The organism is Mycobacterium sp. IS-1742 (assembly GCF_001500125.1).
GTDB lineage: Bacteria > Actinomycetota > Actinomycetes > Mycobacteriales > Mycobacteriaceae > Mycobacterium.
In genome coordinates this window covers 136,178-159,901 of the sequence record NZ_LQIV01000041.1, presented here as the reverse complement: position 1 = coordinate 159,901, position 23,724 = coordinate 136,178, and the positions used below count along the sequence as shown (strand labels likewise).

The window sequence follows — 23,724 nt, the reverse complement described above, 5'->3', positions numbered from 1 at the left end:
ACAGCGATCCGTACACCGCGGTCCGCCGTGCTTACGTTGCCACATGGATGCGGCCATGGACCTGGTCATCGCGCGGGCACGCAGTCACACGCTCGGCGACATTCCGCGCCGGTCGGCGCGCAGACAACCGGACAAGACCGCGATCGTCGACGGAGACGTGGTCCTGACGTTCGCCGAGTTCGAGCGCCTGGTGGACCGGGCTGCGGCGGCGCTGCAGGACAACGGTTTCGGACCCGGTGATCGCATCGCGCTGCTGTCCCACAACTGCTGGCAGTACGCCGTCCTCGCCTTCGCGACCGCACGGGCGGCGGTCGTGCTGGTGCCGATCAACTTCATGCTCACCGCCGGGGAGATCTCCTACCTGCTCGGGCACAGCAGGGCCCGCGGCTTCATTGTCGAGGGGGAGTTGACGCCGACCGCGGACGAGGCGATGCGGCTGGGCGGTTCGGTGACGACGAAGGTCGCGCTCGTGCCGGACGGAGTCGCGCCGGCACGGGGCTGGGCCGACTTCGCCGACTGGCTGGCCACCGACTCACCTGCCCCGGCGCCGGACATCGGCGACGATCAGCTGCTGCGGCTGATGTACACCAGCGGAACGGAATCACGTCCCAAGGCGGTGATGCACACCAGCCGCAGTCTGATGTGGCAGTACGTCAGCACGATCGTGGCCGGATCGATGTCCGGGGACGACGTGGAGATCCACTCGCTGCCGCTCTACCACTGTGCGCAGCTGGACAACTTCCTCGCCACCGACATCTATCTGGGTGCGACGAGCATCATCCTGCCGCGCCCCGACCCGGAGCTGGTGTTGCGCACCATCGAACGCCACCGCGTCACGAATTACTTTGCGCCTCCGACAGTGTGGATCAGCTTGCTGCGCTGCCCCGTCTTCGACGAGGTCGACCTGTCCAGCTTGCGCAAGGGGTACTACGGCGCATCGGCGATGCCGCGGGAGATCCTCGGCGAGATCCGCGACCGTCTGCCGAATCTGCGGCTGTGGAACTTCTACGGCCAGACCGAGTTGGCGCCCCTGGCGTCGGCGCTGGGACCCGACGAACAGGACGCCCACGCCGGGTCCGCCGGGCGGCCGGTCGTGAACGTCGAGACCGCGATCCTCGACGAGGACGACTGCCCTGTCGTCGCGGGTGTCGTGGGTGAGATCGCACACCGCAGTCCGCATCTGATGCTCGGCTACCTCGACGACCCGGCCAGGACCGCGGAGGCGTTCCGCGGCGGGTGGTTCCATTCCGGCGATCTGGGCTACTACGACGAGCACGGGCTGCTGCACGTCGTGGACCGCAAGAAGGACATGATCAAGACCGGCGGGGAGAACGTCGCGAGCCGCGAGGTCGAGGAGGTCCTCTACCGGCACGCCGCGGTCCAGGAGGCCGCGGTGTTCGGGCTGGCCCACCCGGTGTGGGTGGAGACGGTGGTGGCCGCGGTGGTGCTGCGCGACGGCTTCTCCGTCAGCGACGACGACATCATCACGCACTGCCGGACTCACCTCGCCGGATACAAGACGCCCAAGCAGGTCTTCTTCGTCGACGCCCTGCCGAAGAACCCCAGCGGCAAACTGCTCAAACGCGATCTGCGCCAACGGTTCAGTACCGCGCACAGCCACTGAGAGGAACTTTCTCGTGTTCGAAGGACGGATTGCGCGGTTCGACGCGCCCGGACAACCGTTCGTGATCGACACGGTCGACCTGGCCGGCGTGGGTCCCGGTGAGATTCTGGTCAAGGTCACCCGGACCAACATCTGCGGCTCCGATCTGCACGCCTGGCACGGCACCTTCGCCACCCGCGGACTCGGCGGCCACCTGCCCACCGTCCTCGGCCACGAGATGGTCGGCGCCGCCGTCGCGCTCGGTGACGGCGTCACCGCGGACTCCAACGGCGCACCGCTGGCCGAGGGCACCCGCGTGGTGTTCCCCTACTTCTTCTCGTGCCACCGCTGCCGCAACTGTCTGCTGGGCCGGCGAGGCGCCTGCCTGAACCTGACGATGGCGATGCTCGGACGGGCCGACGAGCCACCGTACTTCGTCGGCGGATACGGCGACTACTACCTGCTGCCGGCCGGCGCGGTGCTCTACACCGTTCCCGACACGATCTCAGACGAGATCGCCTCCGGAGCCAATTGCGCTCTGTCGCAGGTGATGTACGGCCTCGAGCGGGTCGACCAGCAACTCGGCGAGATCGTGGTGGTCCAGGGCGCCGGTGCGCTCGGCCTGTACGCGGTCGCGGTGGCGAAGGCCCGCGGCGCCGCCAAGGTCATCGCGATCGACGGTGTCCCCGAACGCCTCGAGTTGGCGACCGCGTTCGGCGCCGACGCGGTCATCGACATCACCGAGGCGGCCACGGTCAAGGACCGCGCGAAGATCGTGCGCGCGCTGACCGACGGTCACGGCGCCGACGTGGTCGTCGAGGTCGTCGGCCATCCCTCCGCCATCGACGAGGGCCTCAAACTGCTCGGTCAGTTCGGTCGCTACGTCGAGATCGGCAACATCAACATCGGCAAGACCTTCGAATTCGACCCGTCCCGTTTCGTATTCGGCAACAAGACGATGGTCGGGGTCTCGCTCTACGACCCGTCCGTGCTGTCACGGGCACTGACCTTCCTCGACCAGCACCAGGACCGCCTGCCACTGGACCGCCTCGCCGCGGCGCACTACCCGCTCGACCACATCAACGAGGCGTTCGCCGCCGCCGACGGCAAGCGCGACGTCCGCGCGAGCATCATCCCCTGACCGCGAAGGAACCCATGCACGACTACACCCGCAAGACCCTCTACATCGACGGACGCTGGGTGACACCGGCATCGGGTGACGCGATCGAGGTGATCGATCCGGCCACCGAGCAGGTGATCGGATGCGTCCCGGACGGCACCGCCGCCGACGTCGACGCGGCGGTCGCCGCGGCGCGCAACGCCTTCGACCCGCTGATCAGCGTCGCCGAACGGCGCGAGCGCCTGAATCGGGTGATCGCCGCCATGGAGAAGCGTCTCCCCGACATCGGCGAGACGATCACCCGCGAGATGGGCGCCCCGGTGCGCATCGCGCAGGGCGTGCAGACCGCGGTGCCCCTGGCCGTCGCCCGCGGCTTCGCGGATGTGCTCGCCGCCTTCGAATTCGAGGAGCGAGTGGGCAACTCGCTGGTTCTGCGCGAGCCCTACGGGGTGGTCGGGGCCATCACCCCGTGGAACTATCCGCTCTACCAGGTGGTCGCGAAGGTGGTGCCGGCGATCGCGGCCGGTTGCACCGTCGTGCTCAAACCGAGCAACGAGGCACCGCTGTCGGTGTTCGAGTTCGTCGAGGCACTCGAGGAGGCCGGTCTGCCGCCGGGCGTGGTCAACCTGGTCTCGGGGAGCGGCCGCGTGGTGGGTGAGCGGATCGCCGAGCATCCGGACGTCGACCTCGTCTCGTTCACCGGTTCCACCGGCGTCGGTCAGCGGGTCGCCGAACTCGCCGCACGGACGGTCAAGAAGGTGGCCCTCGAGTTGGGCGGCAAATCGGCCAACGTCATCCTCGACGGCGGGGACCTGACGGCCGCGGTGAAGGTCGGGGTCGGCAACGCATTCCTCAACGGTGGTCAGACCTGCATGGCCTGGACGCGGATGCTGGTGCCGCGGAGCCGTTATGCCGAGGCACTGGGTCTCGTCGAGGCGGCGGCTGCCCGGTACACCGTGGGCGATCCGCTCGACCCGGCGACGCGCATCGGTCCGTCCGCCTCGTCGACGCAGTTCGCCACCGTGCGCGGCTTCATCGAGCGCGCACAGCGTGACGGTGCCCGGCTGCTCACCGGTGGCGCCGGCCCGGTCCGCGACGTCGGCTACTACATCGCGCCGACCGTGTTCGCCGAGGTCGACCCCGAGTCCGAACTCGCGCAGGAGGAGGTCTTCGGGCCCGTTCTCGCGGTCATCCCGTACCGCGACGAGGACGACGCCGTGCGCATCGCCAACGGCACCCCGTACGGGTTGGCGGGCGCGGTGTGGGCCGAGGACCTGGAGCACGCGATCGCCTTCGCGCGCCGCGTCCAGACCGGGCAGCTCGACCTCAACGGCGGCATGTACAACCCCGTGGCGCCGTTCGGCGGCTACAAGAAGTCGGGTGTCGGCCGGGAGCTCGGCCGGGCAGGCTTCGAGGAGTTCCTGCAGACGAAATCCCTGCAACTCCCCGCGTGACGGTGTTCCGCTGACCGGACGACACGGGTGTATCCGAGGTCGCGCACCGGTTGACTGGCCGCCATGAGCAACGAGATCGCGCTGTCCGAGCTGCAGGACTTCGTCGGCAGCTTCTGGTACCACTACGACGAGGCCCACTACGACGCCATGGCGGCGGCCTATTCCGACGACATCCGCTACATCAGCCGCAGCGAGTCGGGTGCGAGCCCGTTCGAGGAACTGATGTCCCCCGAACTCGTGGGGCGCGACACCGTGATGGAGTGGCTCTCCGACCACCGCAGGCAGAGCCCCTACCCGCTGCGCCATCACGCCACCAACCTGCACCGCACCGGAACCGACGGCGACGTCACCCGGGCCCGCTTCTACATCTTCGTGAACCAGATCGCGAACTACGTGCCGTTCGCGGTGTCCAGCGGCGTGGCCAACGTCGCGGTCCGGCGAGGCGTCAACGGGCTGGAGTTCACCGAGATGGAGGTCGTCCTCGACACCACCAATTCGGTTCTGCTGTCGGAGTACTCGGCCGATACCGCCGCCGCGGGCGCCTGAGGTCGTGAACGCTAGGCAGACTTTCGCCGGCGGTGTCGCGGTCATCACCGGGGCGGGCGCCGGTATCGGCGCCGGTCTGGCCCGCCAGGCGGCCCACCTGGGAATGACGGTGGTGCTGGCCGACATCGACGGCGACGCGATCGCCGAGATGCGCGATGAACTGGGCGCCTGCGCCGTCGACATCGTCTGCGATGTCCGCGATTTCGCGGCCGTCGAGGATCTGGCACAGCGTGTCCGGCGCGATGTCGGACCGGTGCGCCTGCTGGTCAACAACGCAGGCGTGGAGCAGTTCGGTTACCTGTGGGACACCCCGATCGCGAACTGGCAGAGGGTCGTCGACATCAACGTCAGCGGCGTGTTCCACGGCGTCCGGGCGTTCCTGCCCTCGATGATCGAGGCGGGCACCCCGTCGTGGGTGTGGAACCTGAGCTCGATCGGCGGTGTGGCCGTCGTCCCCCTGCAGGCGCCCTACATCATGAGCAAGCACGCGGTGCTCGCCCTGACGGAGTGCCTGGCCCTCGAGGTGCAGCTGGCCGGGCACGAGCACATCCACGTGCAGGCGGTGCTGCCCGGTGCGGTCACCTCCAACATCTTCGAGTCGGCAGGCGGCGTCACCGACGGGGACGTCGGTGCGGCGGAGTCGCAGCGGATGGCGATGCTGGACATCAAGGCCGCCGCGATGGACCCCCTCGCCGCCGCGGAGGTGGTGTTCGAGCAGGCCGCCGAGGGTCGGTTCTATCTGCTGACCCAGCCCGAATACGTCGGCAGCGCAATGGCCGAGCGCGCGGAGGTGCTCCGGACGCAGCGGGCACCGATGCTGCGCACCACACCCCGCTTCGACCCCGCGCAGCACTGAACGCGCCCATGGCCGTTCCCTCCCTCGACCCCGACGCCGCCGCCCGCGTCGCCTCGTTCGGCGTGATACCTCCGATGCGTGAGCGCGGCCTCGCCGCGGTGCGTCGAGCCGTCGAAACGACACCACACCCGGGTGACATGCCGGCGATGGCGGACGTCGAGGACGTCTCGATACCCGGGCCCGGGCAGCCGATTCCGCTGCGGATCTACCGTCCGACCGGCGACTCCCGGGCACCAGTGCTGGTCTACTTCCACGGCGGCGGAATGGTCATGGGGTCCAACCATGCCTTCGAACCACTCGCCCGGGCATTGGCGGCGACGAGCGGTGCGACGGTGGTGTCCGTCGAGTACCGGTTGGCGCCGGAGGCACCGGCGCCGGCCCAGTTCGACGACGCCTGTTCCGCCACGATGTGGGTAGCCGACAACGCCGCCTCGCTGCGTGCCGATCCAGATCGGCTCGGTGTGGTGGGCGACAGCGCCGGTGGCTCACTGGCGGCGGCCGTCGCGCTCGCGTTCCGCGATCGGGGCGGGCCGCCGATCCTCTGTCAGACGCTGCTGTATCCCGGCCTGGACCGCGATATGACCTGTGAATCGATCCAACTGCTGGCCAATGCGCCGATGCTGAGCCGTGCCGACATCGAGTACATGCACGAGTTGGCCGACCAAGGCGTCACCGCATCGGACGATCCGTACCGATTTCCCGCGTTGGCGACGGATCTGGCCGGACTGCCGCCCGCGATCGTGGTGACGGCCGAATGCGATCCCATTCGCGACTGGGGTGAACGGTACGCCGCTCGGCTGCGCGACGCCGGCGTGCAGACGACTCAGACCCGCTATCCCGGCGCCTACCACGGGTTCCTGATGCGGGCGGACGCCACGGCACGGGGCCGGCTCGCGATCGCAGAGGTCGGTGCGCTGCTGGGGGCGAAGTTCGCCACTCCGATCGCAACCTCCCGATGACCGGAAAGCGGCCGTCGACGACGCCGCAAACCGCCGCAGAATCAAGGCACATCAGGGCGCCACAGCGCCGATGAATGAAGGAGAGACTCGATGCTCACTGATGATCGGCGGTTGGAACTGTCCGACGTCCTGCGACCCGCGTCACCGCCGCAGGAGATCGACGACATCTACACCGACGACCAACGGGAGCGGCTGCTGGACGTCGTTCGGACGCAGGGTCCATGGAAACTGATCATCGCTCAGCACTTCGCATCGGCAGACGAACTGATGGCCACCATGAGTGGCGCGTTCCCCGAGGGTTTCGAGCCGTCGCTCGACCTGTTCCTCACCCCGACGTTCCGCGGATACCTCGCGAATTACGGCGCGGTGCTCTACCCCGAACTGCATGACTGCTTCTACAACGAGAAGTTCCTGAACTACGCCAAGGGCTACTGGAACGCCGAGTACGCGAAGCCAGAGATGATGTTGTTCAACATCAACGGGCCGTGTGCCAACCGCGACCCGGGCCATCTCGACTCGCCGAGCTTCCGCGGTGTGCGTCACGAGAACGCCCCGACCTGGCTTACCAGCGTGATGGGCAAATCCGGTTTGTTCCAGGACTACCTGATCAAGATGGCGCAGGTGATCACCTGGTTCTCGCTCGACGAGGGCAGCGGTTTCACCTACTGGCCGGAGGGTCCGCTCAAGGCGCCGCAGCGCCTGCTGCCGCCGGTCTACAACCGGGGTGTGGTGGTGCAGAACGAGATGATGGTGCACCGCGGTGAGGCCAACGGCCCACTCGAGCAACAGGTTCCGGCCGGTCTGGCGTTCGACACCGTCTTCACCGGCGACCCGGCTGATCGCGACCACTGGGTGCTCAAGAACGGCGACGACGTGATCGCCCGTCACCACACCGACGAGCTCCGATTCCTCGTCCACTGGTCGGCCGAGGTCTTCTCCGATTATGACGAGCTCAAGAAGAACATGGACCACACCGACGACCTGACCATCGAGCGTGCGATCGAGACGCTGGTCAAGGACGTCAACGCTCAGGGCATCAAGCTGGCCATGCCCGACAACCCGCTGCACGACCCCCAGTTCATCGGGACGCTCAACGCGGCCTACGACCTCGGCGGTCCGGCGGTCTACCCGCAGGAAGCGTCCCCCTCGGCCTTCCAGGTCGCCTGACACATCGTGCGCATTGCGGACAAGGTCTTCGTCGTGACCGGCGGAGGCAACGGGATGGGCCGTCAGGTCGTCCTCGGCCTGGCCCGTCGCGGGGCCCGGGTCGTCGCCGCCGACCTCGACGAACACGGGCTCGCCGGCACCCGTCGCCTCGCCGGTGACCGCGAGGGCACGGTGTCGACCCACACGGTGAACGTCACCGACCGCAGAGCCGTTGCGGCCCTTCATGATCAAGTCCTCAGCCGTCATGGACAGGTCGACGGCGTCGTGAACATCGCAGGCATCATCCACCGGTTCGCCCCCTTCACCGATCTGACGGGCGATGAGATCGACCGCATCATCGACGTCAACTTCTGGGGGACGGTCAACATGTGTCGAGCTTTCCTCCCCAGCCTGCTGGAGCGGCCCGAGGCCAACCTGACAAACATGTCGAGCCTGTCGGCGTTGATTCCGTTCGCCGGCCAGACCCTCTACGGCGCCAGCAAAGGCGCGGTGAAGCAGTTCAGCGAGGGGCTCTATGCCGAACTGTTCGATACGAACGTCCACGTCGTCACGCTCTTCCCAGGCAACATCAGCACCAATCTGACCGGGAACTCCGGCGTCGAGATGATCGATGCCGGTGGGCGCAAGGTCCGCTCCACGACGCCGGAAGTGGCCGGGGAGAAGATCGTCGACGGGATCGCGCGCGACAGCTTCCGGGTGGTGGTGGGTACCGACGCGCGCCTGCTCAACACACTGACCCGCCTCTCGGCCAAGCGCACCACGGAATTGGTCGCCAAACAGATGAAGTCAGTGTTGTGAGGCGCACCGAGTACGACGTCATCGTGGTCGGCTTCGGCGCGGCGGGGGCAGCCGCCGCGATCGAAGCGGCAGATCGGGGCGCGCGGGTGCTGGTGCTCGACCGCGGCTACGGCGGCGGTGCGACCGCGCTGTCAGGCGGCATCATCTACGCCGGCGGCGGCACCCAGGAGCAGATCGACGGCGGATACACCGATACGCTCGAGAGCCTCCGCGCCTACCTCGAGCAAGAAGTCGGCGACGCGGTCGGCGACGAGACGCTCGACCGGTTCTGCGCGCAAAGCCCTGAACTCATCACCTGGCTCAAGGAGCAAGGCGTCGAGTTCCGGGGCGGCCCGGTGTCGTCGTACAAGACGTCCTATCCGACTGACGAGCACTACCTCTACTACTCGGGCAACGAGAAGGCCTATCCGTACAATCTCGCCGCGCAGCCCGCACCGCGCGGCCACCGAGTCCTCGCACCCGGGATGAGTTCGGGGAAGGTTCTTTTCGAGCGGATGAGCGCATCGGCCAAGGCCAAGGGCGTGGAGGTGTTACCCCTCGCGCGCGTGCACGGCCTCGTCACCCACGAGGGCCGCGTCACCGGCGTACGGTATCGCGCGATGGCGCTGAACCATCCGAACGCCCGACGGCATGCGCTGCTGACGAAGGCCACGGCGAAGCTGGGTACGTGGATGCCCAGCGTGGTCGCGGGAGCGGTCGCCAAGGCCGAGCGGCTCTGGGCCGACGGAGCACTCGACGGTGAGGCGCATGCGCCGGCGGTCATCCTGGCCGCGGGTGGGTTCATCCACAACCGGGAATGGGTGCAGGCCCACGCACCGAAGTTCACGAAGATCTCACCGCTCGGGACCGCAGGAGACGACGGCACCGGCATCGCGCTCGGACTGGATGCGGGCGGGATGACCGACAAGATGGACAACGTGACGGCATGGCGGTTCCTGGCACCGCCGAGCGCATTCCTCGAAGGCCTCACCGTCGGCGCCGACGGACGTCGCATCGCGAACGAAGACCTCTACGGCGCGACGCACGGCAACGTGATGATGCGCGAGTTCGGTGGCGTCGGATGGGCGATCTACGATGCGCAGACCTGGCGGAAGGTCAAGATGCAGATCCGCACACAGACCCAGGTCTTCCAGCGGCTGCAGTTGATCTACCTGTTCACTGTGGGGCACAAGAAGAGCCGCTCGATCGACGGTCTGGCGCACAAGAACGGGATCGACCCCGGGGGCCTGCGGCATACCGTCGACGCGTACCGGCAGGGCCTCGCCGACGGCACCGGTGACCCGGCCTGCAAGGACCTCGAGCTGTGTGCTCCGATGACGACGGGTCCGTTCTACTCCATCGACATCTCGGCCGCATCGTCGATGTTCTATCCGATCCCCGGCTTGACCCTCGGCGGACTGGTGGTCGACGAGCGCACCGGTGAGGTGGTGCACCGCGACGGCGGAACCGTGCCGGGCCTGTACGCGGCGGGACGCAACGCAGTCGGTGTGTGCTCGAACAGCTACGTCAGCGGACTCTCGCTGTCCGACTGTATCTTCAGCGGACGTCGCGCCGGAGCCGACGCGGCGACGAAGGTGTCCCGCCGAGCGTGAAGAAATGCCCGAGAATTGGCCGGAAACCCGTACATATCCTCACGTTCGGCCTCAGCGCACCACCACGTCGCTCGGCGTGCGCGGCGCGCTCAGCATGTTCCGGTGCGAGACCGGTTGCCTGCCGCCCTCGTCGGTGATCCCGTACCGCTGACCGAGTTCCGCGCCGATGAGAGTGTGACCGCTCAGAGACTCGCGCGTCGGGTCGCGGTAGAGCGCATCGATCACGTATCCGGTGAACTCCGGCGTCTCGGCGTGTTCGGCCATCGCGGCCAACCCCTCCGGATTGCCGTCGAACGCGCCGCGCAGTTTCTCGGTCAGCAGGATGCCCATCCAGATCGAGGCGGTGTGCACGGGTGTGCCGCGGAAGTCGACCGCCATGTCTGCCGCCATCTTGTCGACACCGGCCTTCTGGGCGCCGTAGGCCGGACCGTGCATGTAGCAGACCGACCCCGGTGAGGACGTGAACGCGATGAGCCCGCGCGGTCCACGTGACAGAAGGGGTGCGGCGTGCCACGACGCCACATACGCCGACCGCAACCCGACATCGAGGATGTCGGCCAGCTCGACCGGCTTCTGCCAGAACGGCTCCCGGCCCGTCAGCGCATCGTGCACCGCGGCGGCGTTGTTGACGAGCAGGTCGAGCCTGCCGCTCTCGTCTTCCACGCGGGCGAACAGCGCGGCCACCGCCTCGTCGTCGCGGTGATCGAGCGGCACCGGTGTCGACCCCTCGCCGAGGCCGTCGACCGTGCGGCCGGTCAGGTACACCCGCCAGCCGGACGTCAGCAGCGCCCGCGCGATCCCCCGGCCCGCGCCGCGGCTGGCACCGGTCACCACGGCCACCGGCGGATCCATGTCTTCGGTCACGAGGGCGAGACTACGGTGTGGCGTCCTCCGTTTCGTCGACGATGGCCAACCGGCCCTCGCGTACCGCGTCGACGATCGACTCGGACAGCTCCGAACAGGACAGGAACACCGTCCTGCGGCCGTGGCCGGCGAGCGCCTCGGTGTCGCGTCGCTGCGGGCAGCGTTGCGCCGCTTCGGCACTCCACTGCACGCTGGTCTGCTGCCAGCTGCTCTTGCGCGCCAGCACCTCCGCACCGCAGGCCCGGCAGATCACCGGCGCCATGGGTGCGTCGTCGAGCCGGTTGTCGGGCCGGACGCTCATCCCGCGCTCGTCGCCGACGCCCGCGCGGTGAGGTTGGCCTCGACGATCTTCATCCACTCCTCCCGCGGCCGGGTGGTGTCGACTTCGTACTCGAAGCGGTCGACCATGTCGGCGGTGACGTCGGCCGCGTCGACGTAGAACTGCTCATACCAGCGGCGCAGCTGGTACACCGGCCCGTCCTCCTCGCAGAGGAGCGGATTGTCGATGCGGGCCTTGTTCTTCCAGATCTCGACGTCCTGCTCGAACCCCATCTTGACGAAGTCGCCCAGCGAGACCGCGGTCTGCATCGCCAGGTCGTCGGGCAGCGACTCGGACTTCTTGACGATGATCCCGTACTGCAGCACAAAGGAATTCGCGTCGATCGGATAGTGGCAGTTGATCAGCACGGTGTGGTGATCGGCTTGTTCGTAGTGGTAGGTGAGGTCGTCGATCATGAACGACGGGCCGTGGTAGGAGGCCACCGAGGTGGTGCCCAGCATCTTCGGGCCCTCGGGGGGTTGCAGGTCGGCACGTCCCGCACTGTTCATGTACTGGGTCGCCACGTGCCCTTCGAAGATGTTCTTGAAGTGCGTCGGCAGCGAGCCGTGGATGTAGAAGAAGTGCGCCATGTCGACGACGTTGTCGATCACCTCACGGCAGTTGGTGTCGACCACCGTGGTGTACCAGTGCCAGTCGGTCCACTCGTCGCTGGTCGCACCCTCGATCCGCGGAATCGTGACATCCTCGGGCGGGGGTTTGCGCTCGGGGTCGTTCCAGACGAACAGCATGCCGTCCTGTTCGAGCGTGGTCCACGTCGCGGTGCGCGCCAGCCGCGGCGCCCGCTTGCTGTAGGGCACCTGCTTGCACCGGCCGTCACCGCCCCAGCGCCAGTCGTGGAACGGGCAGGCGATCTCGTTGCCTTTGACCTCGCCCTGGCTCAGATCACCGCCCATGTGACGGCAGTAGCCGTCGAGCACGTTGATCCTGCCGTCGCCGCTGCGGAACACGACGAGCTTCTGGCCGAAAGCGTTGACCGTGTGCGGCTTGCCGTCGCCGAAGTCGCGCGTCAACCCCAGGCAGTGCCATCCGCGGGCGAACCGTGTCGGTGCCGCGTCGGCTTCGATCTGCCGAACCTCGTCGATGTCGGATGTCATGTGTCTGTTGTACCGCCGACCCGCGCCTGCGGGCAGCGATTGTTCCGCTCATCAGGACGGGTCGAGCCGCTCCCCCGCGACACCGGCGGTGAGCAGTCGGTGCGCCTCCGGATTGCCGTCGAGCAGGCGTGTCGTGCGCGCCACGATCCGCCAGCCGTCCGCGCCGCGCCGCAGGTGGAAGTGATTGGCGGCCGCGCGCCACACCATGTACCCGGTGGCCGCCTCGTCGGCCGCCCGCAGCACCACCGATTCGCACAGGGCGACGGCCTCGTCGCCGTCGACGGTGACGATCGACGGCCCGAGGAAGTGACAGCAGCCCGCGGCCACCAGCGCCCGGTGGCCGTCCGACTCGACCATGGCGCGCACCTCGTCGCGACCGCTCATCCGCCACCCCTCGACGTCGTAGCTGCCGTCCACGGCCCACAGTTCGGCGGCCCCAACGGCATGCGCGGCGTCGACGCAGGGGCCGTAGCTCGCGACCAGTCGCGCGATGTCGCGTTCGTCCTCGAGCCGGCTCAGCCTCATTTCGAGGGCGGCGATCCGCTCCTCGGCGCTCACGGCTTCGCGCCGATGAGCCGCTGGATCGCCAGATGGGAGTCCAGCACGATCTTCGCGCGGTCGGGGCCGCTGTTGTGCGCCGCCTGGTCGGCGTTGCCGCCTGCGACGTGAACGGGGCCGTCGCCGAGACGGTCCAGTCCTTCCCGGGCGACCTCGGCGGGGTCGTTCACGATGAACCCCGGGATGTCGAACCGGAGGCCGGCGCGCTCCATCGCCGGTGTGCGGGTGACGCCGAGCACGAGTTCGAGGACGTCGACCCCCTGGTCGCGCAATTCCAGCCAGAGACTCTCGGCGAAGATCCGGCCGAAGGCCTTCACCCCGGCATACACGGTGTGCCGGGCCGAACCCATGTACCCGGAGAGCGATCCGACCAGGATGATGCCGCCGCGCGACCGCGCGACCATCCCCCTGCCGAAATGCTGGGTCAGTTCGAGCATCCGTGTCATGTTGAGGTCGATGATCTTGCGCCACTCGGCCAGGTCGGCATCGAGGAACGGGTCGTTGCACGTGCTGGCCCCGGCGTTGTAGATCAGCAGACCCACGTCGATGTCGGAGGTCGCCGCGGCCATGCGGGCGGTGGCCTCGGCGTCGAGTAGATCGACCGACATGGTGCGCACCTCGGCGCCGAGTCCGCGGCACGACTCGGCGGTCTCCTCCAGCGGCCCGGGTTTGCGCGCGATCAGCACGAGGTTGAACCCGTCACCGGCGAGTGACCGGGCGAACTCCGCGCCCACGCCTTCGGATCCACCGGCGATGACGGCCCACGGTCCGTACTTGTCGAGATCGGTCATGGGGCCATCCAACACCGTGGGTCCGAAGGCGTGGGCAGGCGTTCCGCTGATCGAGACGGGTCACGCTGCTCGGACGCGCGACGCCCTACCGTCACGCCGGTGACGACTGCGCATACGGCGACGATCCCCGGCGGACTGCCGGTCCGCGACACCACCGTCGACCTCCTGGTGGTGGGCTCCGGCACCGGGATGGCCGCGGCGCTCGCCGCCCACGCCCGCGGCCTGTCGGTGCTGATCGTGGAGAAGTCGGAGTACGTCGGCGGCTCGACGGCGCGTTCCGGCGGCGCGCTGTGGCTCCCCGCCAGCGACGTGATCAAGGGCGACGGCGGCGGCGACACCGCACAGCGCGCGACGACCTACCTCGACGCGGTGGTGGACGGCACGGCGCCCGCTGCGCGGTCCACCGCCTTCCTCGACCACGTCGACGCCACCGTGGACCTGCTGCGCCGCGCCACGCCGATGCGGCTGTTCTGGGCGAGGGAGTACTCCGACTACCACCCCGAGCGCCCCGGCGGCACAGCCACGGGCCGCACCTGCGAGTGCCGCCCCCTCGACACCGCGATCCTCGGCGCATATCTGCCCAAGCTGCGTCCGGGTGTGATGGAGGTGAAGATCCCCATGCCCACGACGGGGGCCGACTACCGGTGGCTCAACCTCATGTCGCGGGTTCCGCGCAGGGGAATCCCGTTGGTGGCCAAACGACTCGGGCAGGGTGTCGGCGGCCTGCTGCTGGGCCGTCGGTACGCCGCGGGCGGGCAGGCATTGGCGGCCGGCCTCTTCGCCGGGGTGCTGCGCGCCGGCATCCCGATCTGGACCGAGACCGCACTGCGCGAGCTCGTCGTCGATGACGGTGGGCGAGTGACGGGGGCGGTCGTCGACCACCGGGGCCGGGAGATCACCGTGACCGCGCGGCGCGGCGTCGTGCTCGCCGCCGGTGGATTCGACCACCACATGGACATGCGCTGGAAGTTCCAGTCGGAGAAGCTGGGCGAACATGCGAGCCTGGGTGCGGAGACCAACACCGGCGACGCCATCCGGGTCGCCCAGGATCTCGGTGCGGCAATCGATCTCATGGACCAGTCATGGTGGTTCCCGGCGGTGGCGGCCCTGCCGGGAGGCGATCCGAAGGTGATGCTCGCCGAACGGTCGCTCCCCGGGTCGATCATCGTCGACCAGACCGGTGACCGGTTCGTCAACGAATCCTGCGACTACATGTCGTTCGGGCAGCGGGTGCTCGAGCGTGAACGCGCAGGCAACCCCGTCGAGGCCATGTGGATCGTGTTCGACCAGCAGTACCGCAACAGCTACGTCTTCGCGGCGGAGCTGTTCCCGCGGATGCCGATCCCGAAGCCCTGGTACGACGCCGGCATCGCCCACCGCGCCGACAGCCTCGACGACCTCGGCCGGAAGATGGGCGTACCCGCCTCGCGATTCGTCGCCACCGTCGAACGCTTCAACGAAATGGCTCATGCCGGACAGGATTCGGACTTCGAGCGGGGCCGCAGCGCCTATGACCGGTACTACGGCGACCTGACGGTGACCCCCAACCCCAACCTGCGCTCGCTCGACCGTGGACCCTTCTACGCCGTGAAGATGACGCTCAGCGACCTCGGCACCTGCGGCGGCCTGCGCGCCGACGAGCGCGCCCGTGTCGTGCGCGAGGACGGCATGCCGATCGACGGACTGTACGCGATCGGCAACACCGCCGCCAACGCCTTCGGAGCCACCTACCCCGGTGCGGGCGCGACGATCGCCCAAGGTCTGGTGTACGGCTACATCGCGGCGCATGATGCAGCGGAAGCCGTCTGAGGAGGACTCGTCCCATGTCGCGTTACATCGACCGTCGCGTACTGATCACCGGCGGTGGTTCGGGTATCGGACAGGCCTGCGTGCTGCGCATCCTCGACGAGGGCGGCCGGGTGGTCGCCACCGACGTCAGCGAAGCCGGACTGCGGGACACCGTGGACAGGGCGCAGTCCGACCGGCTGTCGACGCTGGTCATGGACGTCGGTGACGAGGAGTCGGTGCGCGCCGGGGTGGCCGAGGCGGTCGGCGCGCTCGGTGGGCTCGACACCCTGGTCAACGTCGCGGGGATCCTGCGCTCGGCGCGCCTGGAGCAGACCACACTGGCCGACTTCGAGCAGGTGCTGCGGGTCAACCTCGTCGGTACCTTCCTGGTCACCCGGGAGGCGATCCCGGCGCTGCGCACCGGCAACGGGCCTGCGGTGGTCAACTTCAGTTCGACGTCGGCGCAGTTCGGTCACCCCTACATGTCGGCCTACGCCGCCTCCAAGGGCGGCATCCTGTCGATGACGCACACGCTCGCCCTGGAATTCGCGAAAGACGGCATCCGCCTCAATTGTGTTCAGCCCGGCTCGATCTCGTCGGGAATGACGGACGGCACCGGACAGTCCCGGCAGAGCGTGGGCCCCGGCCTGCCCGACGACGCGGACTACTCACTGTTCTCGCGGCTGCAGCCGCAGCTGGCCATCGAGGGCGGCGCGATGTTCGCGGACCCGTCCGCCGTCGCCTCCGTGGTCGCGATGCTCGGATCCGCCGACGCGTTTTTCGTCACCGGCACCGAGGTGCGGGTCGACGGCGGTACCCACATGTGACCAGAGGCCTTCGCCGACCGCGCGCAGCGCCTCGAGTTGGTCGCAGTAGTGCTCGGCCGAGGTCGCCCGAAGTGTGCACGTGACGGCCGTCGCGCCCAGGTCACGCAGCGCACGGAGCCGGTGTGCCGCGCGGTCCGGCTGCGCCGAGGGGTCGAGGGGCCCCACCGGCAGGACGATCTCGAAGCCCACCGGAACGTCGACCGTCGACAGCATCTCCGCGAGCTCCTCGCCCCGGAGCCCGAAAGGCATCCAGCCGTCGCCCAATTCGAGTGCCCGGCGCAGCGATCGCCGAGTGCGCCCACCCACCCAGATCGGTACCCGTGGCTGTGCCGCACAGGGTTCGACGACCACGGAGTCGTAGCGGTAGAACTCACCGTCGTAGGCCGGCCGGGTCGTCGACAGGGAGGCGCGCAGCGCCCGGAGCGCATCGTCGGCGCGCCGGCCGCGGTCCTCGAAGTCGGCGCCGAGGAGTTCGAACTCGGCGGCCAGCGACCCCACGCCGACCCCCAGGGTCAGCCGGCCGCCGCTGACCCGGTCGAGGGTGCCGTAGCGTTTGGCGACCTCCAGCGGGTGGTGGTACCCGAGCACGATCACCGATGTCCCCAGCCGGATGCGTGACGTACACGCCGCCAGGAAACCCAGTGTGGCGAGCGGGTCCCAGTACGCGGCACCGCGCGCCGCGGCGTCAGCGGCGGGCACGGCGACATGCTCGGAGCAGGTCAGGTGGTCGAAACCGAGGGAGTCCGCCGCCTGGGCGATCGTCCGCAGATCCTCGATCCCGGCGTCGCGCTCCCACTCCGACGCCACACCGGGCACCTGGACGACCACGGGCGTGGAGACACCGATTCGCATGAAGGAGTTTCTACAGGCGAACCAGCCGGAACGGATAGGTGAACGTGCCACCCGGTGCGCCGTCGCAGCCGGCGGCGAACGACGAGGCCAGCGTTCCGGAGCGGCTGACCGCATCCCAGGTGTACACGTCGCGGGTGGCAATCACCGGACCGTAATAGACGTTGCCACAGCGTAATCCGTCGGGCACGTCGACGGTCATGGTGTAGCGGCCGTCGGCCAGTTGGGCATCCGCCCGGAACGGGAAGGCCTTCGCGACCGGCTGTGCGATCGCCTGCACCCGCAGGCACTCGCCCGGGCACCGGGACACCGCCCACAGCCAGGTGTGGAAGTCGTACCTGCCCTGGATCTGCATCTCGAAGTTGCCGTAAGGCGTCTCGGCCTGTGCGGTCGGTGCCGACAGCACCGAGGCCAGCGCCAGCGCGACGCCCAGCAGTGCGCGCTTCACGCGTGGCTCACCGGGAGCTGTGGCGGTCCGTAGCGCTGCACGGGGTCGAGCACGCAGTGCGTCTTGCCGAACACGGTCACCATGCACTTGTTGTTGTGGTTGCACAGGCTGCGTTTCGCCGGATGCTCGCGGATCTGGTTGACCAGATCGGGTTCTCGAAGCAACGCGCGCCCCACGGCCACGAACCCGAACCCTTCGTCCATCGCCTGCTGCATGTGCTCGCGAGACGTGATGCCGCCGAGCAGGATCAGCGGTGTGTGCTCGACGACAGGGACGAACTGGCGTGCCGAGTCGAGCATGTACAGATCCTGATAGGGGTAGGTCCCCAGCACGCGCCGGCCGACCATCCGCACCCCGAGGTTCATCGGCGGCGGCATGACGGCCGCGAACTCGTCGACCGGGGTGTCCCCGCGGAACAGATACATCGGCTTGAACACCGATGAACCCTGTGTCAATTCGATCGCGTCGAGGTTGCGGTCCGCGTCGAGCAACTGCACCACCCGCAGCGATTCGCTCAGCGCGATCCCGCCCCGCTTACCGTCCTCCATGCTGAGCTTCGCGATGACGGCGATGCGGTTCCCGACGACCTCGCGGACGCGCTGGGCGATCTGGCGCGTGAATCGGGCCCGGTTCTCGACGCTGCCGCCGTACTCGTCCCGACGCCGGTTCATCAGCGGGCTCAGGAACGAACTCGGCAGGTACAGGTGTCCCAGGTGCAGCTCGACCGCGTCGAACCCGGCGTCCACGGCCACCTGCGCGGCAGCCCCGAATTGGTCGACGACAGTGCGGATCTCGTCCCGGGTGATGGGGCGGCAGTAGTCGAAGGACTGGGGGTTGACGAAGCGGCTCGGCGCCTTCGGGGTGACCTTGTTGACCTTCCGGGTCGCGACCACGCCACCGTGACCGAGCTGCGCGGACACCGCCGCACCCGCGTCGTGGACGGTGTCGGCGAGCTTACGCAGACCCGGCACCGCACGTGCGCTCATCAGGATCTGGCCGGGCGCGCTGGCGGCGTCTTCGGCCACGGTGCAGTAGGCGACGGTGGTCATGCCGACGCCGCCGTCGGCGAAGCGTTTGTGGAAGTCGATCAGGTCGTCGGTGACCAGGCCGTCCGGGGACCGTCCCTCCGACGTCGCGGCCTTGATGATGCGATTGCGGAGCCGGACCGGGCCGAGCGTCGCCGGCTGCAGCGGGTCGACACCCGACATCGTCACTTCAGGGCCCATGCGTCGGTTCTAACAGCGGGGCGCGGGTACAGCGGACCGCCCGTCCGCTCACCGGAACAGCGCGGACGCTACCGGCCTTCTTCGGCCCTGACCCGGCGCTCGATCTCGTACCAGTAGTCCTTCGCCAGCGACGGCTTGCCGTCCTCGCTGGACTTGGCCGACTCGGCGAACGCCTCCTCGGCCGCGTCGAGATCCTTGATGACGCTCTGGGCGAGTTCGCGTTCGGCGGCGTAATACCGTTCGGCCCATTGCAGTGCGACCCGGCCGTAGGCCCACGCCGGTTCGGCCTCGGCCCACCGCGCCTCCGTCGCGGCTTCGCGCTGCATGCGGTCGGCGTAGGCGACGTGATCCTGCATGATCTCCTTGAGCCGACGGGGGTTCGTCAGATGCCCGAACGTCACCCTCAACAAGGGGTTGTGCTTGAGCTGCGGTGGATCCACGGGTCCCTGGTCCGCCCAGTCGCTCAACGCGTCCAGACCCGCCTTGGTGATCTTGTAGAGCCGTTTGCTGCGGGCGCCGCCGTCTGTTTCGACCCTCGACGTCACCAGCCCGATGTTCTCGAGCTTCTTCAACTCGGTGTAGATCTGGCTGTAGGCGGGGCTGCCGTAGAAGAACCGCAGACTCCACTCGGTCCACTTCTTGATGTCGTAGCCGGTCAGTTCGTCCTGGTAGGACAGCACGCCGAGCAGGGCCCAACCTGTAGCGGTCACGTTCGGGCCGTCGGCGGATTTCACCCATCCAGGGTAGCAACGCGCCGTGACCTGCGCCTTCGCGTGATCCACTGACCGGGACCGCGACTTGCCGATCGCCGCCGCCACCCGGAAGGGTGGGGAACATGTCTGCATTCGACGAGGAGGTCGACGTCGTCGTCGTGGGATCCGGCGGCGGCGTCGCGGGCGCCTACACCGCGGCGCGCGAGGGCCTGTCCGTCGCGCTCGTCGAGGCGACCGACCGCTTCGGCGGGACCACCGCGTACTCCGGTGGCGGCGGGATGTGGTTCCCCTGCAACCCCGTGGCGCTGCGGGCGGGCGTCGACGACACCCCCGAGGACGCGTTCGCGTACTTCCACCGCGTCGTCGGCGACCGCACCCCATTCGATCTGCAGCGGGCCTACGTCCTGGGCGGCCCGCGGCTCATCGAGTACCTCGAAGCAGACGAGCACTTCCGGTTCGCCGAACTGCCCTGGCCGGACTACTACGGTGCGGTCGAACACGCCCGCGCCGACGGCCGCCGCCACATCGTTCCGGTGCCGCTGCCCGTCGCGGACGCCGGACCGCTCGCCGCGCAGATCCGCGGACCATTGGACACCGAGCGCCTCGGGCATCCCGCCCCCGCGCAGCTGACCGGAGGCCGGGCGCTGATCGGCCGTTTCCTTGCTGCGCTCGCTGAATTCCCGCATGCGCACACGGTTCTCAATGCACCACTGGCCGATCTCATCGAGGTCGACGGCGCGGTCGCCGGGGCGATGATCACCCGCGACGGCGAGAACGTCAGGGTCCGCGCACGCCGGGGTGTGCTCCTCGCCGCGGGCGGCTTCGAGCAGAACACCCTGATGCGCGAATCCTGCGGTGTGCCCGGGCGGGCCGAGGACAGCATGGGCTGCCCCGGGAACACCGGCGCCCCACACCGAGCGGCGATCCGGCTCGGCGCCGCCACCGACCTCATGGATCAGGCCTGGTGGTCGCCGGGTCTGACGCACCCGGACGGCCGTTCGGCGTTCGCGCTCTGGTTCACCGGCGGTATCTTCGTCAACGACCGTGGCGAGCGGTTCGTCAACGAGTCGGCGCCGTACGACCGGCTGGGTCGCGCCGTCCTCGAGGAGATCGCCTCGCGGGCGATGACGTTGCCGTACTGGATGGTCTACGACGACCGCGAGGGCGAGATCCCGCCGGTCAAGGCCACCAATGTGTCGATGGTCGAGGCCGAGCGGTACCGGGATGCCGGTCTGTGGCACACCGCCGACACCCTCGACGCGCTCGCAGATCTGATCGGCGTCCCGGCGGATGCGTTGACCGCCACCGTCGCCCGCTACAACACGATGGTCGCCGACGGGCGCGACACCGACTTCGGCCGCGGCGACGAACCGTATGACCGCGCCTTCTCCGGCGGCAGGACACCGATGGTCCCGATCGACCGGCCGCCCTTCCACGCCGCGGCCTTCGGAGTGTCGGACCTGGGCACCAAGGGCGGACTGCGCACCGACACCCGCGCACGCGTCCTGGACACCGCGGGCCGGCCGATCCCCGGTCTGTACGCCGCGGGCAACACCATGGCCGCCGTCAGCGGCACGACCTATCCCGGCGGCGGCAACCCGATCGGCGCCTCCCTGTTGTTCAGCCACCTCGCCGCGCTGGACATGGCGGCCGCGGAGCCGCGGTGAGCGACGGACACGAACCGTTGACCCAATCGGTTCGGTCGCTGATCGACGCCGTCATCCGCACCGAGGTCGACGCCGATCGACTCGCGGCCGCGCACGATCACGTCGTTGCGGCGCTGGACATCCTGGGTGAGCAGCTCATGGCGGGGTCCTACGGCGTCCGGACGGCCGCCGACGGCAGCAGCGCGCCGCGCGGCAACGTCCTCATCGGTCAGCGCAACCCGATCGCGCCGCCGCTGACGGTGCACCGCGATGCCGACGGCCTGGTCAGCACCGAGGTCGACCTCGGCGCTGCGTACGAGGGTCCCGTCGGACACGTGCACGGCGGGGTGTGCTCGCTGATCCTCGACCACCTGCTGGGCGCCACGGCGCACCGGCCGAACCGGCCCGCCTTCACCGGCACCCTGCAGTTGCGCTACGTACGGCCCACACCGCTGGGCCCGCTGCGCGCCGAGGCCTGGGTGGAGCACGAGGACGGACGTAAGACCTACTCCCGCGGTCGCATCCTGTGCGCCGGTCAGACCACCGTGGAGGCTCAGGGCGTCTTCATCCGGCCCAGAGACGACCGCCGGCTCGACTAGATCGGGTCGAACGCCGAGATCAGCCAGCGGCCATCGACTTTCGTCAGGCTGACCATGACGCTGCTGGCCGTCTGCGCAGGGTCCGGCCGCTCCCGGCTCGTCGTCGTCTGATTCACGAAGAGCAGCACCTTCGCGGTGTCCGGGTGGATCTCGGCCTCTGCGGCCCGCACCACCGACGCCTCGGTGCTCACCGCTCTCTGCTTGGCCGCCGGCAGCAGGATCTCGTCGCTGAACCTGCCGTAGTAGTCGAGGAATCCACCGGTCAGGTGATTCTCGGCGGCCGCCAGGTCGGTGTCGACGCTGTCGGGCTGGTAGGACAGCAGGGCGACGGTTCCTACGGAGGCTGCGCGGATCGCGGCCGATGCCGCGGCGTCGTCGGTCCGCACATCGGTCCGGTACTGGGTGAGGTAGAGGACGACGGCCAGGCCGGCAAATGCCGCGGCGGCCAGGACGGTCAGCATCAGCCCCCACCGAACCCGCAGAACCCGCATGCGGACGATCACGCCACGAACTCCATCTTCGACATCTTGAGTCGCCCTGCCTCCCTGACGATGTCGACGCTCAGTCGCCACGCCCGGGGTAGTTCGTCGGCACCTGCGGCGTTGGTGACCGTGGAGGTCGTGGTGACGAGCACGGTCGCCGAGTCCCTCGTCATGGATTCGACGGCGGCGGCCTTGACCTTCACGTCGGTGACGACCTTGCCGTCCTGCGCCAGCCTGACGAAATCCTCGGAGGCGGACTTGAACTCGTCGTGGAACTGTCCCGTCGAGCTGTCGAGGATCTGCTTGACGCTGTCCTCGGCCTTCGCCGCGTCGATCGACATGAGCGTGAAGGCGATCTGCTTTGCCGCGGCCGCGAATTCGGCCGACTGCTGGTGTTGCCGAGTCGCCTCCCGGTGATGCCACGTCACGTAGCCGCTCGCCGCCAGCGACCCGGCGGTGACGAACACGGCCAGGAGAGCGACGACGGTGCTCCGGCTGGGACGGCGGATACGGCGGTTCTCGCTCACGCGTCACCAACTCCTCAGCGAACAGAGGGCGCCCTTGGGGCCCGAATGGGTGGCCACGACCACACCGTCGACGGCGAGTTCGCACCGGAAGTTCGGCCTGTCCGGGCCGACGCCGCTGCCGGCGGTGACCATCGCCCAGCGGTTCGGGTCGACGAGTGTGGCATCGAAGACCCACGGACTGGCGGGGGCGAGAGCGACCTCGGCCTTCGGGCTGAATCGGTAAGGATTGTGGCTGTATTCGGCCCAGTTGGGCGGATCGACGGCGCGGTAATAGATGTCGGCGCGCGTCGGTTGATCCGCGGTCACCGTGTAGCGGACGTGATGCGGCACCGGTCCTTGTGCCGACGCCTGCGGGGCCGTGCCGACCAGCAGACCGGCAATCACCGCCGACGCACCGAAGCGGTTCATGCGTTGTCCCCTTGCACCCACCGGCTTTCGCCGCTGGAGGCCACGCAGGCGAGGAACAGACCGTCGGGTGCTTGCGCCACCGAGTTCTCGAATCCGGTGCAGTTGGTGTGCAATTCGCGGATGCCCTCCATCGGCGGTGACCGGAAGTACCGCGGCGCGTATCGGCGCGGCGAGCCGCAGAACACCAGCCGTCCCCATTCCGTCGTACCGAACACGTAGTGGCTGGTGTCGGCGCACGACGCACCGAGCGTGACGTTGCCTGCGATGCCCGGAACGCACGCGGGCTCCTCGCATCCGAGGGGATCCGCGCCGGCCGGCGCCGCGGTGAGGGCGGCCACGGCGACCACGAGGGGAACGGCGGAGGCGGTCGTGCGCACGGGCCCACTGTGGCATCGGTGTCGACGAGCGCACGCCGACCGTCCCGCTCAGCGGCCGTCGCGGCGCCGCGAGGCGTGGCGCCGCTGTTAGC

At 68.8% G+C, this 23,724-nt stretch carries 25 protein-coding genes and 1 pseudogene; 13 read left to right on the top strand and 13 right to left on the bottom strand.

The genetic code is table 11. The features are described 5' to 3' along the window. The first annotated feature begins 43 nt into the window (after nucleotides 1-43). The 9 genes from AU196_RS19975 to AU196_RS19935 all read left to right on the top strand — a co-directional run bounded on the left by AU196_RS19975 (nucleotide 44) and on the right by AU196_RS19935 (nucleotide 10,095). Nucleotides 44-1,624 carry an acyl-CoA synthetase gene (locus tag AU196_RS19975; protein WP_059096795.1) on the top strand — a complete coding sequence of 527 codons (1,581 nt, stop codon included), beginning with the start codon at nucleotides 44-46 and terminating at the stop codon, nucleotides 1,622-1,624. A gap of 13 nt (nucleotides 1,625-1,637) precedes the next feature. Then, a complete protein-coding gene (locus tag AU196_RS19970) occupies nucleotides 1,638-2,744 on the top strand; it encodes a zinc-binding dehydrogenase (RefSeq protein ID WP_059096794.1) in 1,107 nt (368 codons plus the stop codon). A 14-nt stretch (nucleotides 2,745-2,758) separates the two neighbouring features. Continuing rightward, a complete protein-coding gene (locus tag AU196_RS19965; RefSeq protein ID WP_059096793.1) occupies nucleotides 2,759-4,177 on the top strand; it encodes an aldehyde dehydrogenase family protein in 1,419 nt (472 codons plus the stop codon). A 63-nt stretch (nucleotides 4,178-4,240) separates the two neighbouring features. Further along, a complete protein-coding gene (locus AU196_RS19960; protein WP_059096792.1) occupies nucleotides 4,241-4,723 on the top strand; it encodes a nuclear transport factor 2 family protein in 483 nt (160 codons plus the stop codon). Nucleotides 4,724-4,727: 4 nt separating this feature from the next. Then, nucleotides 4,728-5,579, top strand: a complete 852-nt coding sequence (locus tag AU196_RS19955; RefSeq protein ID WP_059096791.1) for an SDR family NAD(P)-dependent oxidoreductase — start codon at nucleotides 4,728-4,730, stop codon at nucleotides 5,577-5,579. An 8-nt stretch (nucleotides 5,580-5,587) separates the two neighbouring features. Further along, complete coding sequence (locus AU196_RS19950; RefSeq protein ID WP_059096790.1) at nucleotides 5,588-6,538, top strand: alpha/beta hydrolase; 951 nt, start codon at nucleotides 5,588-5,590, stop codon at nucleotides 6,536-6,538. 90 nt (nucleotides 6,539-6,628) lie between these two features. Next, nucleotides 6,629-7,705, top strand: a complete 1,077-nt coding sequence (locus AU196_RS19945) for a hypothetical protein (protein ID WP_059096789.1) — start codon at nucleotides 6,629-6,631, stop codon at nucleotides 7,703-7,705. Between the two features lie 6 nt (nucleotides 7,706-7,711). Beyond that, nucleotides 7,712-8,503: an SDR family NAD(P)-dependent oxidoreductase gene (locus AU196_RS19940; RefSeq protein ID WP_059096788.1), complete on the top strand. Its 792-nt coding sequence runs from the start codon at nucleotides 7,712-7,714 to the stop codon at nucleotides 8,501-8,503. Next, complete coding sequence (locus AU196_RS19935; protein WP_059096787.1) at nucleotides 8,500-10,095, top strand: FAD-binding protein; 1,596 nt, start codon at nucleotides 8,500-8,502, stop codon at nucleotides 10,093-10,095. The genes AU196_RS19940 and AU196_RS19935 overlap by 4 nt, the downstream gene beginning before the upstream one ends. A 51-nt stretch (nucleotides 10,096-10,146) precedes the next feature. Here AU196_RS19935 and AU196_RS19930 read toward each other — a convergent pair whose 3' ends face one another. Genes AU196_RS19930 through AU196_RS19910 form a run of 5 tightly spaced genes read right to left on the bottom strand, consistent with a single transcriptional unit; the run spans nucleotide 10,147 to nucleotide 13,742 of the window. Next, a complete protein-coding gene (locus AU196_RS19930) occupies nucleotides 10,147-10,947 on the bottom strand; it encodes an SDR family NAD(P)-dependent oxidoreductase (RefSeq protein ID WP_059096917.1) in 801 nt (266 codons plus the stop codon). 22 nt (nucleotides 10,948-10,969) lie between these two features. Then, nucleotides 10,970-11,260, bottom strand: coding sequence for a hypothetical protein (locus tag AU196_RS19925; RefSeq protein ID WP_059096786.1), 291 nt, complete (start codon nucleotides 11,258-11,260; stop codon nucleotides 10,970-10,972). Continuing rightward, complete coding sequence (locus AU196_RS19920; protein ID WP_059096785.1) at nucleotides 11,257-12,393, bottom strand: 3-ketosteroid-9-alpha-monooxygenase, oxygenase component; 1,137 nt, start codon at nucleotides 12,391-12,393, stop codon at nucleotides 11,257-11,259. Before AU196_RS19920 ends, AU196_RS19925 begins: the two co-directional genes overlap by 4 nt. 51 nt (nucleotides 12,394-12,444) lie before the next feature. Further along, nucleotides 12,445-12,918, bottom strand: coding sequence for a nuclear transport factor 2 family protein (locus AU196_RS19915; RefSeq protein WP_059096916.1), 474 nt, complete (start codon nucleotides 12,916-12,918; stop codon nucleotides 12,445-12,447). 29 nt (nucleotides 12,919-12,947) lie between these two features. Beyond that, nucleotides 12,948-13,742: an SDR family NAD(P)-dependent oxidoreductase gene (locus tag AU196_RS19910; RefSeq protein ID WP_059096784.1), complete on the bottom strand. Its 795-nt coding sequence runs from the start codon at nucleotides 13,740-13,742 to the stop codon at nucleotides 12,948-12,950. Nucleotides 13,743-13,841: 99 nt separating this feature from the next. Here AU196_RS19910 and AU196_RS19905 point away from each other — a divergent pair, with 99 nt between their 5' ends. Both AU196_RS19905 and AU196_RS19900 read left to right on the top strand, forming a co-directional pair. Then, a complete protein-coding gene (locus AU196_RS19905) occupies nucleotides 13,842-15,551 on the top strand; it encodes a 3-ketosteroid-delta-1-dehydrogenase (RefSeq protein ID WP_059096783.1) in 1,710 nt (569 codons plus the stop codon). A gap of 14 nt (nucleotides 15,552-15,565) precedes the next feature. Continuing rightward, entirely contained in the window at nucleotides 15,566-16,357 is a 792-nt protein-coding gene (locus AU196_RS19900) for an SDR family NAD(P)-dependent oxidoreductase (protein WP_059096782.1), read from the top strand. 3 nt (nucleotides 16,358-16,360) lie between these two features. On the opposite strand, the pseudogene AU196_RS25295 reads toward AU196_RS19900, so the two are convergent. From AU196_RS25295 to AU196_RS19885, 4 genes and pseudogenes are all read right to left on the bottom strand, one after another. Beyond that, nucleotides 16,361-17,209, bottom strand: a pseudogene (locus AU196_RS25295) (LLM class F420-dependent oxidoreductase); the annotation flags it as partial. A 10-nt stretch (nucleotides 17,210-17,219) separates the two neighbouring features. Continuing rightward, complete coding sequence (locus tag AU196_RS19895; RefSeq protein ID WP_059096915.1) at nucleotides 17,220-17,642, bottom strand: hypothetical protein; 423 nt, start codon at nucleotides 17,640-17,642, stop codon at nucleotides 17,220-17,222. Between the two features lie 8 nt (nucleotides 17,643-17,650). After that, nucleotides 17,651-18,880: an NADH:flavin oxidoreductase gene (locus tag AU196_RS19890; RefSeq protein ID WP_059096781.1), complete on the bottom strand. Its 1,230-nt coding sequence runs from the start codon at nucleotides 18,878-18,880 to the stop codon at nucleotides 17,651-17,653. Between the two features lie 68 nt (nucleotides 18,881-18,948). Continuing rightward, on the bottom strand, nucleotides 18,949-19,725 hold the full coding sequence (locus AU196_RS19885; RefSeq protein WP_082695810.1) for a PadR family transcriptional regulator: 777 nt from the start codon (nucleotides 19,723-19,725) through the stop codon (nucleotides 18,949-18,951). Here AU196_RS19885 and AU196_RS19880 point away from each other — a divergent pair. Together AU196_RS19880 and AU196_RS19875 are read left to right on the top strand one after the other, a co-directional pair. Next, the gene (locus tag AU196_RS19880) at nucleotides 19,716-21,260 is read left to right on the top strand and encodes an FAD-binding protein (RefSeq protein WP_059096780.1); all 1,545 of its coding nucleotides are present in this window, start codon (nucleotides 19,716-19,718) and stop codon (nucleotides 21,258-21,260) included. The two genes, AU196_RS19885 and AU196_RS19880, sit on opposite strands and share 10 nt — an antisense overlap. Beyond that, nucleotides 21,257-21,838: a PaaI family thioesterase gene (locus tag AU196_RS19875; RefSeq protein WP_059096779.1), complete on the top strand. Its 582-nt coding sequence runs from the start codon at nucleotides 21,257-21,259 to the stop codon at nucleotides 21,836-21,838. Before AU196_RS19880 ends, AU196_RS19875 begins: the two co-directional genes overlap by 4 nt. Here AU196_RS19875 and AU196_RS19870 read toward each other — a convergent pair. Genes AU196_RS19870 through AU196_RS19855 form a run of 4 tightly spaced genes read right to left on the bottom strand, consistent with a single transcriptional unit; the run spans nucleotide 21,835 to nucleotide 23,632 of the window. Further along, nucleotides 21,835-22,341 carry a twin-arginine translocation pathway signal gene (locus tag AU196_RS19870; protein WP_231737654.1) on the bottom strand — a complete coding sequence of 169 codons (507 nt, stop codon included), beginning with the start codon at nucleotides 22,339-22,341 and terminating at the stop codon, nucleotides 21,835-21,837. The genes AU196_RS19875 and AU196_RS19870 overlap by 4 nt on opposite strands. Continuing rightward, nucleotides 22,338-22,847 carry an Rv1363c family protein gene (locus AU196_RS19865; protein WP_059096778.1) on the bottom strand — a complete coding sequence of 170 codons (510 nt, stop codon included), beginning with the start codon at nucleotides 22,845-22,847 and terminating at the stop codon, nucleotides 22,338-22,340. The genes AU196_RS19870 and AU196_RS19865 overlap by 4 nt, the downstream gene beginning before the upstream one ends. 3 nt (nucleotides 22,848-22,850) lie before the next feature. Next, a complete protein-coding gene (locus AU196_RS19860) occupies nucleotides 22,851-23,255 on the bottom strand; it encodes an Rv2576c family protein (protein ID WP_059096777.1) in 405 nt (134 codons plus the stop codon). Beyond that, complete coding sequence (locus AU196_RS19855) at nucleotides 23,252-23,632, bottom strand: hypothetical protein (protein WP_059096776.1); 381 nt, start codon at nucleotides 23,630-23,632, stop codon at nucleotides 23,252-23,254. Before AU196_RS19855 ends, AU196_RS19860 begins: the two co-directional genes overlap by 4 nt. Between the last annotated feature and the right edge of the window lie 92 nt (nucleotides 23,633-23,724).

What these genes read in the sequence shown, in the direction of transcription:
- AU196_RS19880 (WP_059096780.1), top strand. Translation starts at nt 19,716, where the DNA reads ATGTCTGCATTCGACGAGGAGGTCGACGTCGTCGTCGTGGGATCCGGC.
- AU196_RS19975 (WP_059096795.1), top strand. Translation starts at nt 44, where the DNA reads ATGGATGCGGCCATGGACCTGGTCATCGCGCGGGCACGCAGTCACACG.
- AU196_RS19885 (WP_082695810.1), bottom strand. Translation starts at nt 19,725, where the DNA reads ATGCAGACATGTTCCCCACCCTTCCGGGTGGCGGCGGCGATCGGCAAG.
- AU196_RS19915 (WP_059096916.1), bottom strand. Translation starts at nt 12,918, where the DNA reads ATGAGGCTGAGCCGGCTCGAGGACGAACGCGACATCGCGCGACTGGTC.
- AU196_RS19910 (WP_059096784.1), bottom strand. Translation starts at nt 13,742, where the DNA reads ATGACCGATCTCGACAAGTACGGACCGTGGGCCGTCATCGCCGGTGGA.
- AU196_RS19960 (WP_059096792.1), top strand. Translation starts at nt 4,241, where the DNA reads ATGAGCAACGAGATCGCGCTGTCCGAGCTGCAGGACTTCGTCGGCAGC.
- AU196_RS19860 (WP_059096777.1), bottom strand. Translation starts at nt 23,255, where the DNA reads ATGAACCGCTTCGGTGCGTCGGCGGTGATTGCCGGTCTGCTGGTCGGC.
- AU196_RS19925 (WP_059096786.1), bottom strand. Translation starts at nt 11,260, where the DNA reads ATGAGCGTCCGGCCCGACAACCGGCTCGACGACGCACCCATGGCGCCG.
- AU196_RS19900 (WP_059096782.1), top strand. Translation starts at nt 15,566, where the DNA reads ATGTCGCGTTACATCGACCGTCGCGTACTGATCACCGGCGGTGGTTCG.
- AU196_RS19945 (WP_059096789.1), top strand. Translation starts at nt 6,629, where the DNA reads ATGCTCACTGATGATCGGCGGTTGGAACTGTCCGACGTCCTGCGACCC.
- AU196_RS19890 (WP_059096781.1), bottom strand. Translation starts at nt 18,880, where the DNA reads ATGGGCCCTGAAGTGACGATGTCGGGTGTCGACCCGCTGCAGCCGGCG.
- AU196_RS19920 (WP_059096785.1), bottom strand. Translation starts at nt 12,393, where the DNA reads ATGACATCCGACATCGACGAGGTTCGGCAGATCGAAGCCGACGCGGCA.
- AU196_RS19950 (WP_059096790.1), top strand. Translation starts at nt 5,588, where the DNA reads ATGGCCGTTCCCTCCCTCGACCCCGACGCCGCCGCCCGCGTCGCCTCG.
- AU196_RS19965 (WP_059096793.1), top strand. Translation starts at nt 2,759, where the DNA reads ATGCACGACTACACCCGCAAGACCCTCTACATCGACGGACGCTGGGTG.
- AU196_RS19930 (WP_059096917.1), bottom strand. Translation starts at nt 10,947, where the DNA reads ATGGATCCGCCGGTGGCCGTGGTGACCGGTGCCAGCCGCGGCGCGGGC.